The organism is Bacillus sp. JJ1609, assembly GCF_036967045.1.
In the GTDB taxonomy this organism is placed as follows: Bacteria; Bacillota; Bacilli; order Bacillales; family Cytobacillaceae; genus Mesobacillus.
Map to the genome: position 1 here is coordinate 109,015 of NZ_JBALSS010000001.1, position 13,223 is coordinate 122,237.

General features: G+C 41.7%; 12 protein-coding genes. 1 reads left to right on the forward strand and 11 read right to left on the reverse strand.

All coding sequences use genetic code 11. From position 1 onward, the window contains the following. Positions 1–2: 2 nt before the first annotated feature. The 7 genes from hslV to sucC all read right to left on the reverse strand — a co-directional run bounded on the left by hslV (position 3) and on the right by sucC (position 8,439). Positions 3–545, reverse strand: coding sequence for an ATP-dependent protease subunit HslV (gene hslV, locus V7654_RS00545; RefSeq protein WP_335427638.1), 543 nt, complete (start codon positions 543–545; stop codon positions 3–5). Positions 546–565: 20 nt separating this feature from the next. After that, on the reverse strand, positions 566–1,465 hold the full coding sequence (xerC, locus tag V7654_RS00550; RefSeq protein ID WP_335427639.1) for a tyrosine recombinase XerC: 900 nt from the start codon (positions 1,463–1,465) through the stop codon (positions 566–568). A gap of 60 nt (positions 1,466–1,525) precedes the next feature. Further along, positions 1,526–2,833, reverse strand: coding sequence for an FADH(2)-oxidizing methylenetetrahydrofolate--tRNA-(uracil(54)-C(5))-methyltransferase TrmFO (gene trmFO, locus V7654_RS00555; RefSeq protein ID WP_335427640.1), 1,308 nt, complete (start codon positions 2,831–2,833; stop codon positions 1,526–1,528). Positions 2,834–3,091: 258 nt separating this feature from the next. Further along, positions 3,092–5,167, reverse strand: a complete 2,076-nt coding sequence (gene topA, locus V7654_RS00560; RefSeq protein WP_335427641.1) for a type I DNA topoisomerase — start codon at positions 5,165–5,167, stop codon at positions 3,092–3,094. A gap of 251 nt (positions 5,168–5,418) precedes the next feature. Beyond that, complete coding sequence (gene dprA, locus V7654_RS00565) at positions 5,419–6,279, reverse strand: DNA-processing protein DprA (RefSeq protein ID WP_335427642.1); 861 nt, start codon at positions 6,277–6,279, stop codon at positions 5,419–5,421. 74 nt (positions 6,280–6,353) lie between these two features. Next, complete coding sequence (sucD, locus tag V7654_RS00570) at positions 6,354–7,256, reverse strand: succinate--CoA ligase subunit alpha (RefSeq protein WP_335427645.1); 903 nt, start codon at positions 7,254–7,256, stop codon at positions 6,354–6,356. 22 nt (positions 7,257–7,278) lie between these two features. Then, positions 7,279–8,439, reverse strand: a complete 1,161-nt coding sequence (gene sucC / locus V7654_RS00575) for an ADP-forming succinate--CoA ligase subunit beta (protein WP_335427647.1) — start codon at positions 8,437–8,439, stop codon at positions 7,279–7,281. A 506-nt stretch (positions 8,440–8,945) separates the two neighbouring features. Between sucC and V7654_RS00580 the strand changes: the two genes are divergently transcribed. Further along, positions 8,946–9,203, forward strand: coding sequence for a hypothetical protein (locus tag V7654_RS00580; protein WP_335427649.1), 258 nt, complete (start codon positions 8,946–8,948; stop codon positions 9,201–9,203). 24 nt (positions 9,204–9,227) lie between these two features. Here the strand turns inward: V7654_RS00580 and V7654_RS00585 are convergent, their stop codons facing one another. The 4 genes from V7654_RS00585 to ylqF form a co-directional block, all read right to left on the reverse strand. After that, positions 9,228–9,512 (reverse strand): EscU/YscU/HrcU family type III secretion system export apparatus switch protein, encoded by a 285-nt coding sequence (locus V7654_RS00585; protein ID WP_335427650.1) that lies wholly within the window; start codon positions 9,510–9,512, stop codon positions 9,228–9,230. Then, positions 9,509–11,410: a hypothetical protein gene (locus V7654_RS00590; protein ID WP_335427652.1), complete on the reverse strand. Its 1,902-nt coding sequence runs from the start codon at positions 11,408–11,410 to the stop codon at positions 9,509–9,511. Before V7654_RS00590 ends, V7654_RS00585 begins: the two co-directional genes overlap by 4 nt. Positions 11,411–11,422: 12 nt before the next feature. Beyond that, positions 11,423–12,205 (reverse strand): ribonuclease HII, encoded by a 783-nt coding sequence (locus V7654_RS00595; protein WP_335427653.1) that lies wholly within the window; start codon positions 12,203–12,205, stop codon positions 11,423–11,425. 77 nt (positions 12,206–12,282) lie between these two features. After that, a complete protein-coding gene (gene ylqF, locus V7654_RS00600) occupies positions 12,283–13,167 on the reverse strand; it encodes a ribosome biogenesis GTPase YlqF (RefSeq protein ID WP_335427655.1) in 885 nt (294 codons plus the stop codon). Between the last annotated feature and the right edge of the window lie 56 nt (positions 13,168–13,223).

Sequence of the window (13,223 nt, forward strand, 5' to 3'; positions counted from 1 at the left end):
CGTTACAGTTCTTCTACGATAATATTGTGGTTAGTGTACACACAAATGTCAGCAGCAATTTCCAATGAGGATTTTGCTATTTCCTTCGCAGTCAAATGGTCACCAGCGTATTGCTTCAGAGCCCTGCCTGCAGACAACGCATAATTCCCACCTGAGCCGATTGCAAGGATTCCGTCATCCGGCTGAATTACTTCACCAGTGCCTGAGATCAGGAGCATGTCTGTTTCGTTCATAACGATCAGCATTGCTTCAAGTGTTCTAAGCACTTTATCGCTCCTCCATTGCTTTGCAAGCTCTACAGCTGCCCGTTGGAGATTACCATTGAATTCCTCAAGCTTCCCTTCATACATCTCAAACAATGTAAAAGCATCAGCAACAGAACCAGCAAATCCAGCAATTACTTTACCATTAAACAACTTTCGTACTTTCTTTGCTGTATGTTTCATCACAACCGCATTTCCAAAGGTTACTTGACCATCGCCTGACATCGCGCATTTACCTTTATGCTGTACAGCAAATATCGTCGTTGAGTGGAATTCTGACATCCTTTCGTCCTCCTTCTGGCTTATGCCCTCGGGTGATGTGACATATAGATATTTCGTAAATGCTCTTTCGTAACATGCGTGTAGACCTGAGTTGAAGAGAGATACGCATGGCCCAGCAATTCTTGTACCGTCCTCATATCAGCACCATTGCTCATCATATGGGTTGCAAAGGAGTGGCGGAGTTTATGCGGGTGGATTTTCCCGGTCAGAGCAGACTTTTCAATCAATTTATTTAATATTTCCCTTATGCCCCGGTCCGTCAAAGGTCCGCCGCGAAAATTAACAAATAAATAATCGTGATCCTCTTTCTTTCGAAGATCAGGTCTTCCATTCACTATGTACTCCTCAAGTGCGTCATGAGCAAAGCTGCCGAAAGGAACATACCTCTCTTTTTTCCTTTTCCCGTGAACCAAAACAGTAGAAAGCGATAGATCTACGTCTTTCATCTGGATTTTACAGCACTCACCAACCCGAATTCCTGTGGCATAAAGCAATTCAAGAATCGCCTTATTCCTTTTGCCTAAAGCTGTTTCAGTCTCACATGCCTTAAATAACTCTGAGAGCTCCTCCTCATAAAAAAAGTCTGGAAGACGTTTTTCTAATTTTGGAATTGAAACAAGTGAAAACGGATTATCATCGACAATTCTTTCCCGCAGCAAAAACTTAAAAAAACTACGCATACAGGAAATCTTGCGGGCTACTGACTTTCTCGACAGCTGCTCATCAAATAATTTGGTTAGGTAAATCCTCGTATCAGAGTACTCGATATCATCCAGACTATTCAGTCCTTGTTCAGACATGAACATGAAAAATTCCCTAATATCATGTTGATAATGTTCAATAGTATATTGTGAGTAATTTTTTTCAATTTGTAAATATTCTATAAACAACTTTAAAGAATTGTTCACATTTGATTCCATTTCGTCACCTCACAAGGGCTACTAAATAGTAACATATTTATATAGCCCTCGCAATAAAAATTACAAATTTTTCACAAATTTCTGAATTGTTTCTAATGCTCGTGAAGCATGTTTTTCATTGCGTTCTTGCTTGCCTCTGATTTTCTCAGGCAGATCAGGGAAAAGTCCGAAATTCGCATTCATCGGCTGGAAGTTTTTCGCATTGGTCGTTGTGATATAACGAGCCATGCTACCCATAGCTGTTTCATGAGGGAATTCCAATGGTTCTTCTCCAGAAACAAGTCTTGCTGCATTAATTCCTGCAACCAAACCACTGGCAGCAGATTCAACATATCCTTCCACACCAGTCATCTGTCCTGCGAAGAAAAGATCCTGCCTGTTTTGGAACTGATAAGTAGCTTTTAAAACCTTTGGCGAATTGATGAATGTATTCCTGTGCATGACACCATAGCGAACTATTTCAGCATTTTCAAGCCCCGGAATCAGCTGAAGCACTTCCTTCTGCGGTCCCCATTTTAAATGTGTTTGAAAGCCGACAATGTTGTAAAGTGTGCCTGCTGCATCATCCTGACGAAGCTGGACGACCGCAAAAGGCCGCTTTCCTGTTTTTGGATCTTCAAGGCCAACAGGTTTTAAAGGACCAAAAAGCATCGTCTTTCTTCCTCTTTGAGCCATTACTTCGATTGGCATGCAGCCTTCGAAGAAAATTTCTTTCTCAAATTCTTTAAGCGGCACAGTCTCAGCTGAAATCAAAGCTTCGTAAAAACGATCGAATTCTTCTTCAGTCATTGGACAGTTCAGATAAGCAGCTTCCCCTTTATCATATCTTGATTTCAGGTAGACCTTTTCCATATCAATACTTTCTTTTTCAATGATTGGAGCAGCAGCATCATAGAAGTACAGATATTCTTCACCCGTAAGCGCTTTTAACTGCTCAGATAACGCCGGGCTTGTCAATGGCCCGGTAGCAATGACAGTAGGTCCTTCTGGAATTTGAGAAATTTCTTCATTAAAAACAGTGACATTTGGATGCTGCTTTACACGATCTGTTACGTATGCAGCGAACTCATGACGGTCAACGGCCAGTGCGCCTCCTGCAGGAACTGCACATGCATCAGCAGCACCTATAATCACTGAATCAAGCATCCTCATTTCTTCTTTTAAAACACCAACTGCATTCGTTAATGTATTAGCACGCAATGAGTTGCTGCAGACTAATTCAGCAAATTTATCTGTATGGTGAGCCGGCGTCTGTTTAACAGGCCTCATTTCATATAAGTTAACTTTAATGCCTCTTTGAGCCAACTGCCATGCTGCTTCACTGCCTGCAAGGCCGGCACCTACGACATTTACTGTAGCTTCAGTCATATCTATTTCCTCCAGTAGCTTTCAAAAAATTGTTCAATAGATTCATCAAAAGATTTATTATACCATCTGCCTGCACATAAATCTTCTATTATATACTTCAATCTTAATTACTTTTCCCTGATACTTGTATCATTTTGCACTTTCCTTTACGAAAAAGAAAGAAAAAAGTTTCATATTCCCCTTAAATCAGCGTATCATGTTCGTTTTCTTAGCTTAAATGCCTAAAATCAAACACAAAGAGTGAGCCTAAGGCTCACTCTAGCTTTGTGGTTCTTCTTTATAATCACATTCGGTACATTGCACCTGAACGCCTTTTTTAAGCTTCTTTTCGACCAGCAGCTTGTCACATTTAGGGCAGCTGCGCGCCAGCGGCTTATCCCATGATAGGAAATCACACTCTGGGAAGCGATCGCAGCCATAAAAAATCCTGCGCTTCTTGCTTTTCCGCTCGATGATGTTTCCTTCCTCGCATTTCGGGCATTTAACTCCAATATCCTTAACGATTGCCTTCGTATTGCGGCAATCAGGGAAATTGCTGCAAGCCATGAATTTGCCGTATCTTCCCATTTTGAATACCATCGGGTTGCCACATTGTTCGCAATCTTCACCAGCAGGTTCGTCCTTGATTTCGATTTCCTGCATTTCCTTCTCCGCAATTTTAAGATGCTTCTCAAAACCCCGATAAAATTCGTCTATGACATTAACCCAATTGACTTTCCCATCTTCGACATTATCAAGGTCCTGCTCCATTTTTGCGGTAAACTCAAGGTCAACAATACCCGGGAAGAATTCGATCATCAGTTCATGGATGACTTCTCCAAGTTCTGTTGGTACAAACCGTTTATTATCAAGTGTTACATATCCTCTTTTCTGGATTGTATCCAGTGTTGGCGCAAAAGTGGATGGTCGTCCAATACCTAACTCTTCCAGTGTCCTTACCAGCCTTGATTCCGTATACCTTGGAGGCGGCTGAGTAAAATGCTGCTTAGGTTCCATATCTTTCTTGGTGACCTCGTCCCCTTCCTTTAAATCTGGAAGGAATTTATCCTTTTCTTCCACCTGGTCATCAGAGCCTTCCACATATACCTTCATGAATCCGGGGAATTTCACCTTTGAACCAGTAGCCCTAAAAATAACATTACCATTCTTTAAATCAACGCTCATCGTATCCATGATAGCAGAGGCCATCTGGCTTGCAATAAATCGTTCCCAAATCAGTTTGTAAAGTCTAAACTGATCCTTGGAAAGATATTCCTTAAGTGTATCAGGCGCTTTCATTGTGCTCGTCGGCCTGATAGCTTCGTGGGCATCCTGTGCATTTGTTTGCTTCTTTTCTTTTTTCGCTTCTGTCAGCACGAAATCCTCGCCAAACTCATTACTGATATATTGACGTGCTTCAGACTGGGCAACCTCAGAAATTCGAGTGGAGTCGGTTCTCATATAGGTAATTAAACCGACAGTTCCTTCTTTACCCAAATCAATTCCTTCATACAGCTGTTGAGCGAGCATCATGGTCTTTCTTGCACGGAAGTTCAGCTTCCGTGCCGCTTCCTGCTGTAAAGAGGATGTAATGAATGGTGGCGCAGGGTGGCGCTTACGCTCTTTTTTCGTTACAGATGCCACTGTGAATTTATTTCCCTTGATTTGTTTCAAAATATTTGTAACATCTTCTTCTGACTTCAGTTCAGTTTTTTCAGAATCAATACCATAAAAAGAAGCCTCAAAAGCAGTTTTCCCCTTTAAAAAATCAGCTCCGATTGTCCAGTATTCTTCTGGTACAAATTCTTTGATTTCCTTTTCTCTGTCAATAATCATCCTCATTGCAACGGATTGAACGCGTCCCGCGCTGAGGCCTTTTTTAACTTTTTTCCATAGAATAGGACTGATATTATATCCAACAAGCCTGTCTAACACTCGGCGGGCCTGTTGAGCGTCAACCAAGTCCATATTAATTGAGCGCGGGTGTTTAAAGGATTCCTTAATAGCATCCTTCGTAATTTCATTAAATACTACCCTGCAATCTGAATGGATATCTACATTAAGAGTGTGGGCCAGGTGCCAGGCAATTGCCTCCCCTTCTCTGTCGGGGTCAGCCGCGAGATAGATTTTTTTTGCTTTTTTCGCAGCGGATTTTAATTCTTTCAAAACAGGACCTTTGCCTCTGATCGTAATGTACTTAGGATCATAATTATTTTCTATATCGACACCCATCTGACTCTTTGGCAAATCACGCAAATGGCCCATGGAGGCTTTTACCTTATATTTTTTCCCTAGATAACGCTCAATCGTCTTTGCCTTTGCAGGCGATTCGACGATTACTAAAAACTCTGACATCCAATTGTCCTCCTTAGAGGTATAAAATTATCATTATTATTGTCTACAAAGCTTCACATTGTCAAATTGTACCACCAAGTAAACGTTTTCATCTTAATTGGGGATTTTAAAATACCTGATGCAAAATGTATAACAGAATGAAAATTATTTCAACCTTTTTGTAGTAAATTTTATATAAATAAGAAAAAAACTTCATAAAAAGGTATTATTATTGATGAATTAAATAATGTTTTATGAAATAAAATTCCACATTATATATTCAGTTCCTCTAGAATGTCTTTGGAATTTCTGATCAGCTTTGCCCCTTGCTGGATTAATTCATGGGTCCCATCAGAGTTTGATGTCAATATGCTTCCCGGAACAGCAAAAACTTCGCGACCTTCATTCAATGCAAATTCAGCGGTGATCAGTGAACCACTCTTTTTTCTGGCTTCAACTACGAGGGTCCCTTTAGCTAACCCGCTTATTATTCTATTTCTCATAGGAAAATGCCACTTTTCCGGAACTGTAGAAGGTGGATATTCAGAAATGACTAATTGATTTTGCATCATAAAATCTGCCAACTTCATATTTTCCTTTGGATAGATATGATTAAACCCTCCTGCAATGACACCGATTGTTTTCCCGCCAAGCTTGATTGCAGTTTTATGTGCATAGGCATCAATTCCCTTTGCTAGTCCGCTGATAATGACTGTTTTGTTCTCGATTAGTTCTGGAAATAAATACTCGATTGTATTAAGTCCATAATTGGACGCATCACGAGAACCTACTACTGCCAGAATGTTTTTTGAGTTTAACAGGGAGATGTCGCCTTTTGCGAATAGTACCCAGGGCGGCTGGTAAATTGTTTTGAGGCATTCAGGATAGGTATTGTCGAAAAAAGTAATAAGATGGATATTTTTCGAAGTATATTCGGAGAGAAGTCTGTCGACTGGTAGGTCATGATGGTTGCTTTGAGGGCTGTTGGGATGGTGTAATGAAGACGAAAAAAAATTCTTTTCTTCATATATATTATCATGCAATGAATCCGATTTAAGAATGGCGTATATAGCTTTCCAGCTCGACTGCTTGCCATGGATGAGTCGGATCAATTTGTTTTTAAGATGATCCATATTTATCCCCCAGAATTGTTTTTTCAGATTAATAAACAGCCCCTCTACACAGAGGGACTGTTCATCAGATAAACTTAGTGTGTTTTACACTTATCGTATAAGCCTTGTTCCTTTAATACGCCAATCAGCGTCTCACCCATTACAGAAGGAGTATCAGCAACCTTGATGCCGCACTCGTTCATTACACGAATTTTTTCATCAGCTGTACCTTTACCGCCGGAAATAATCGCACCAGCATGGCCCATGCGCTTTCCTGGAGGTGCAGTTCTTCCGCCGATGAAGCCGACTACTGGCTTAGTCATGTTAGCTTTGACCCACTCAGCTGCTTCTTCCTCAGCAGTACCGCCGATTTCACCGATCATGATGACAGCATATGTTTCTGGATCTTCATTGAATGCCTTCAGGACATCGATGAAGTTTGTTCCGTTAACAGGGTCTCCGCCGATACCTACTGCAGTAGACTGGCCGATTCCAGCTTGAGTCAATTGATGTACAGCTTCGTAAGTTAATGTTCCAGAACGGGAAACAACGCCAACATGGCCTTTAGTGTGGATGTATCCTGGCATGATGCCGATTTTGCACTCTTCAGGAGTGATAACCCCTGGGCAGTTAGGGCCTACAAGGCGAGTTTTCTTGCCTTCCATGTAGCGCTTCACTTTTACCATATCCAGAACAGGAATATGTTCAGTGATACAGATTGCTAAATCTAAGTCCGCATCAACCGCTTCAATGATTGCATCTGCAGCGAATGGAGCAGGTACATAGATTACAGAAGCGTTAGCACCTGTAGCATCAACAGCTTCTTTTACTGTATTGAATACAGGAACGCCTTCTACTTCAGTACCGCCTTTGCCTGGAGATGTTCCTCCAACAATTTTTGTACCATATTCAAGCATTTGTTTTGTATGGAAAAGGGCTGTAGAACCCGTAATACCTTGAACAATGACCTTTGTATCTTTATTAATGAATACGCTCACGTCAAATTCTCTCCTTTCGATCCTACTTAACTAATGAAACGATTTTTTCAGCGCCGTCTGCCATTGATTCAGCAGCAATGATATTTAATCCAGATTCATTCAGAATCTGTTTTCCAAGATCTACGTTAGTACCTTCAAGACGAACTACAAGCGGCACTTCTAAGCCAACCTGCTTGGCAGCTTCCACAACGCCAGTTGCGATAACATCACACTTCATGATGCCACCGAAGATATTAACAAAGATACCCTTAACATTCGGATCTGAAAGGATAATTTTAAATGCTTCTGTTACTTTCTCAGCAGTTGCACCGCCCCCAACATCAAGGAAGTTGGCCGGGTCTCCGCCGTAATGCTTCACGATATCCATTGTTGCCATTGCAAGTCCCGCACCGTTAACCATGCAGCCGATATTTCCATCAAGTGAAATGTAGCTCAGGTCATACTTAGATGCTTCGATTTCCTTCGGATCTTCTTCCTCAAGGTCACGGTATTCAAGGATATCCTTCTGGCGGTAAAGTGCATTCGCATCAAAATTCAATTTAGCATCAAGCGCCATAACCTGTCCGTCGCCTGTAACAACAAGCGGGTTGATTTCTGCGATTGAGCAATCTTTTTCAATATAAGCGTTGTAAAGACCCATCATGAACTTAACAGCCTGGTTCACAAGCTCTTTAGGGATGTTGATATTGAATGCGATACGGCGAGCCTGGTATGGCATTAGGCCTACTACAGGATCGATTTCTTCTTTGAAGATTTTCTCAGGAGTTGCTTCTGCAACCTCTTCAATTTCCGTTCCGCCTTCTTCTGAAGCCATAAGGACAACACGGGAAGTAGCACGGTCAAGAACAAGTCCTACGTAGTACTCCTTCTTGATGTCACAGCCTTCTTCGATCAGCAGACGCTTAACTTCCTTGCCTTCTGGTCCAGTCTGGTGAGTAACCAATGTTTTCCCTAAGATTTCAGTTGCATATGTACGCACTTCATCAAGGTTCTTTGCTACCTTGACCCCGCCAGCTTTACCCCTTCCGCCAGCATGGATTTGAGCTTTCACGACAACTACTGATGAACCAAGCTCTTGCGCTGCTTCAACAGCTTCCTCAACCGTAAAAGCTACCTTTCCATTCGGTACTTTTACCCCATATTTTCTGAGGATTTCTTTTCCTTGATACTCATGGACATTCATTTCCCATCCTCCTATCTATTAGAAAAGAGTGCACATCTAAGAGGATCTACAAGCCATCCCCACCCGCATCTAGCTTTTCTAAGTAGAAAATATAATTCATTTAAATTTTTAAAAAATAGACTGCGCTTTCATTTTATATAATGAAATATTGATTGTCTACCTTTATGATTTAAATATTTTGCCATTTTAAATATTGCAAAAAAGTATCATCCTAATTAAAATGCAGCATAAAAAGCCGAGATTTAGGCTTTTCTCGACTTTTAAGGAGATAAAAGAGCTGAAAAAAATTATTTTCTTTCTCTTTATTTTCAACATGAAAATATTAATTTAGTTTTTACAATAGATTGTATCATTTACAAATATGATCCTAAAATGTTTTAATCTGTTATATTTGTCTGTTGATTCAGCTTCAATCAACAGGGGTTGTTAGAAATCAACAAGGACCTTTAACAGAGTATGTAATAAAATGGATTTCCAAAAGTCTAACCAATGGATGAATTTAACTAATGGCTGTTTTCGTAAACATTGTTACTTTTAGAATAGTGTTGACTGGAACGAAGGGATGCTCGCTTTCCGCGGGGCGGGCGCTGAGCCTCCTCGGCGCTTCAAGCGCCTGCGGGGTGCAAATGATCCATGGGATCATTTCACCTTGGTCTCACCTGTCCCGCTGCTCCCGCAGGAGTCTCGCACTCCCGTTCCAGTCAACGATTTGTTTTAAGAATTCATTTCAAGTACAACAATCTTTTAGAAAAGAGCCTAACTAATTTAATGTTGTTAATAAGAATCTACTACTTAGATTTCCCCGCCTGCTGGTCAAGCCTGTAGATAAAAGAAAACACTTCGGCAACTGCCTGGTATAGTGCCTCAGGTATCCGCTCATTCAATTCAAGCTGGCTCAGGACTTCCACAAGGGATGGGTCTTGCTGGATCGGAATGTCATGAATTTTCGCTTTTTCAATGATCTGGTCGGCTACAAGACCCTTTCCCTTGGCCATGACTTTGGGAGCATCCTGGGTGGCTGGATTATAACCCAGAGCTACAGCCGTTTTTCGTGTTGATATTTGAGGTTTCATATTTTGATATCCACCCTGCTGTAATCTTTTTTGCTATAAATTTCTGCTAGTTTCTTATGTTCCCCACTTGGCTTTGGTACCCCTGGTACAGAGAAGTTTACTGCTGATAAATGATAATTCACTTCTGCGAGTTTGTTTTTTAACAATGGCAAGAGCTGATCTGCCACTGTTTTTAATGAAGGATGCTGGTTGATGACCTGCATGCTCATGATCCGATTCTGGACTTGCATATCAACAATCGTATCATCCAAATGCTCGAGCTTTAGATAAAAGAGTACACGGCAAAAATCCGCGTTGATTTTACCGTCTTCTGTTTTTTGGCCGCTCCATTGAACGGTAACCTCAGACATTTTCCCCCCAATGATAAACGGCATCTGCACGATTAGCTGCTGGATAGGACCGGTCTCCTGTGAAAGCAGCTGGAACCCGGTAATCTTGTTTAAGAGCTGCTCTGCAGCCTCCTTTACAGTATGGGAAGTGTTTTCATTCAGCAGACGTATCAGGTGCGGCTTCAAACTCTCTGCAGGCGGAGCCTTGTCTTCAAGAGAGCCTTTAAAAGCTTCAGCAAGCTCCCGTTCATATGAAAGACCAAGAGAGGACAAGAAGGACTTTATTTTTTCAGTTGTGAGGATTGCAGACTCTTCATCGGAAAGTGCTGATCCCTGTTCGGCATTATTGATTGCTTTTCTCAAAAGTTCGATTTGCTGACTAGTTAAACCTGACATCTCAGCATTTCCTGCAGCTTTCAGTAATTCAGCTCCGGCATTTGTAAAACTTTCTTTTCCTGGGAGTAAAATCGATAACCACTTTACCCCTGACTCAGAATCATCATTTCCTCCTAATACCATTGCTATTAATTGTTTAAATGCTTGCAAGCCTTCCTGTTGATCAGCCTCTTTTACCGGTGAACCTGCGAATAACTGCCTCAACGGTTCGACTAGCTCGGTTAACTGCCCATTTTTCATGATCGTACCGGTTGGCTCTTTTTTAATAATGCTGTCTATCAATTGTTTCGCTACAGTAATTTCACCCTTTTCTAAAAGGGCGATCACTTTCTTAGCAAAATGCAGTTCTGCTGGGATTTCCTCTTTCAATACCCTATCGCTTTTCAGGTTTGAAAGCATTTGCTGCAAGACTATTTTCTCGCTTTCCTGGGCAGGAAACCCAGCAGTTTGCTGAAGCAGCTTGAAGGCAGCTTGCCCTTCTGAATCATCGCCTTTAAGCCAAGTGGCAGCAATTTCTCCCAATACGTGCCTGGCAGCAAGTGTTTCATTCGAAGGTACAAGCTCGTTCAGCAAGTGTTTAATTTTACTCATTGTTTCCGTATTAGATTCTTGATCAATTGCTTGCAGGAGATTTTCCATTAACAGTGTTATTGATGGCTCTTTATTGGCCGTATATAAAGCTGAAAATGTTGCTTCTGATAGCGGCAGTCCTCGAGTTAAAATCATTTGGATTGCTTCGAGTCCTGAACTTCTCGGACTTGCGCTTTTCAGCCATTCGGAAGCCTGCTGCAGGATTTCCCGGCTGACTGGGAGCTGCTCTTTTACAAAAAAACGTACCAGTTCAAGGTTTTCCTTATTCGCGGGCAATGAAAATTCTCCGAGAATCCTGGATAGGCTCTCGGGCTGCTTTCTCTCCTCACTGCCAGTTGCGATCACCTTCAGGCGAACTTTTCCTTCACCTGGCTGGACCTGAAACCAGTATCGTTCATTTGCCGAAAGAGGTGTTTCTAATTGGGCAATCATTTTTTGGTTTCCGATTTGAATCTCTGCAATTTGTTCTGGAAACAGCTTAATGATTTTTCCATTGATGATTTGCCCCGGTCTTAGGAATGAAGTTTTTACTTGCTGTGATGGATTATGATTGAATAGGCTATGCAGTGCTCCTGTTTCCATGCTTCACCTGCTTTATACAAGTTGATTCTCAATACATTCTCTTACTGGAGCAAACGTTTTTCTGTGAAACGGAGTGACGCCGTGCTCACTGATTGCTTTCATGTGCTCAGCGGTTCCATAACCCATATTTGCATGGAACCCATACTGAGGGTAAGCCAGACTTAACTCCTTCATTAACCGGTCTCTGGTAACCTTTGCTATAATAGAAGCTGCTGCTATTGAAATGCTTCTTGCATCACCTTTTATTAATGCTTCGGATGGAAACGGCGTATCCAATTTTACAGCATCTACCAACATAAAGTCCGGTGAAACTCCCAGTTGTTCTACTGCCATATGCATCGCCTTTTTAGTTGCCTGCAGAATGTTTATTTCATCAATTTCAGTTGCACTGATAATGCCAATGCCAACTGCCAGTGCCTGGTTATTGATTACTCCAAAATATTCTTCCCTCTTAGATTCAGGGATTTTTTTAGAATCATTGAGTCCAGGAAGGTAAAAGTCTTCAGGTAAAATAACTGCACCGGCTACTACCGGTCCAGCTAGCGGTCCCCGTCCTGCTTCGTCAATGCCTGCTATTGACTGATAGCCTTCTGCTCTATATTTCTGCTCAAAGGACGTCATGCTGATAAATTGTTCATGCAGCTCCTTCTTAATCCGTTCTTGCTTCTCCCATTTGACGAGCATGCGTTGCACACCTTTGCGCTCATCTTGTTTTAGGGCCACAAGGTAATCATCCTCGACATAGTCCTTACCAAATAATTGTTGCTCAATCTCACCAATCGTCCATGTTTTCATAAAAAATCTCCTAATTTTGCTTCTCTTATATGTATCGGCGATTTAAACGAAAAATAAAGGCCCTGGATCCAGGACCTTTATTTTTCATTTTCATCTATCTCTTCTGGTTTATTCAAGTCTTCAGGACGTTCAAACGATAACGGTCCCAATTTTTCAGTACGGATTTCCCTAATCACAAGTTCAGCGACTTTATCATAGTCAACATACCCGCCCGGCATCCTGCAGCCGCGAAAATTACCAATAAGGTCAAAAAGCTCGACGATATCTTCTGGCAGCTGAGACAGCTTGTACCTCTCCTGCAAGCGTTCAGGGTAATGCTTTTCTAAGTACCTTAGAGCATATACTGTTAAATCCTGAAGATTCAAGAGCGTATCCTTAATCGCTCCAGTAATTGCAAGCTTGACACCCACTTCTTGATCCTCAAACTTGGGCCATAGTATCCCTGGAGTATCCAGCAATTCTAGCTCTTTGCCCATCTTGATCCACTGCTGTGACTTGGTTACACCTGGTCTATTGCCTGTCTGTGCTATATTTTTGCCTGCCAGCCTGTTAATCAATGTAGATTTCCCCGCATTTGGGATGCCGACAATCATCGCACGGATTGCACGAGGTTTGACACCCTTGGATATTAACCGGTCAAGTTTATCCTTTAACAGAACCTTTGACTCCTGGACTATCTGCTTTAAGCCTGTTCCAGCCTGTGAGTTAATTGCCAGCGCGGTTATGCCTTTTTGGCGGTAAAAGCGGAGCCACTCATCAGTAACAGCCTTATCGGCCATGTCAGCCTTGTTCAATAATACAATTCTTGGCTTATGCTGTATGATTTCATCTATCATTGGATTTCTTGATGAATAAGGAATTCTTGCGTCCACCAATTCAAAAATAACATCAACGAGCTTTAATTTCTCTGTGACCTCTCTGCGAGCCTTGGCCATATGGCCTGGAAACCACTGGATCGTCAAAGCAGCCACCTCCTATCTGTTTTGCCAGCCATCCACTTACTTATACATTAGGATGA

Excerpts from the sequence above, each read along its gene's own strand:
- hslV (WP_335427638.1), bottom strand. The coding sequence starts at position 545 with ATGTCAGAATTCCACTCAACGACGATATTTGCTGTACAGCATAAAGGT.
- xerC (WP_335427639.1), bottom strand. The coding sequence starts at position 1,465 with ATGGAATCAAATGTGAACAATTCTTTAAAGTTGTTTATAGAATATTTA.
- trmFO (WP_335427640.1), bottom strand. The coding sequence starts at position 2,833 with ATGACTGAAGCTACAGTAAATGTCGTAGGTGCCGGCCTTGCAGGCAGT.
- topA (WP_335427641.1), bottom strand. The coding sequence starts at position 5,167 with ATGTCAGAGTTTTTAGTAATCGTCGAATCGCCTGCAAAGGCAAAGACG.
- dprA (WP_335427642.1), bottom strand. The coding sequence starts at position 6,279 with ATGGATCATCTTAAAAACAAATTGATCCGACTCATCCATGGCAAGCAG.
- sucC (WP_335427647.1), bottom strand. The coding sequence starts at position 8,439 with ATGAATGTCCATGAGTATCAAGGAAAAGAAATCCTCAGAAAATATGGG.
- V7654_RS00580 (WP_335427649.1), top strand. The coding sequence starts at position 8,946 with ATGGCTGTTTTCGTAAACATTGTTACTTTTAGAATAGTGTTGACTGGA.
- V7654_RS00585 (WP_335427650.1), bottom strand. The coding sequence starts at position 9,512 with ATGAAACCTCAAATATCAACACGAAAAACGGCTGTAGCTCTGGGTTAT.
- V7654_RS00590 (WP_335427652.1), bottom strand. The coding sequence starts at position 11,410 with ATGGAAACAGGAGCACTGCATAGCCTATTCAATCATAATCCATCACAG.
- V7654_RS00595 (WP_335427653.1), bottom strand. The coding sequence starts at position 12,205 with ATGAAAACATGGACGATTGGTGAGATTGAGCAACAATTATTTGGTAAG.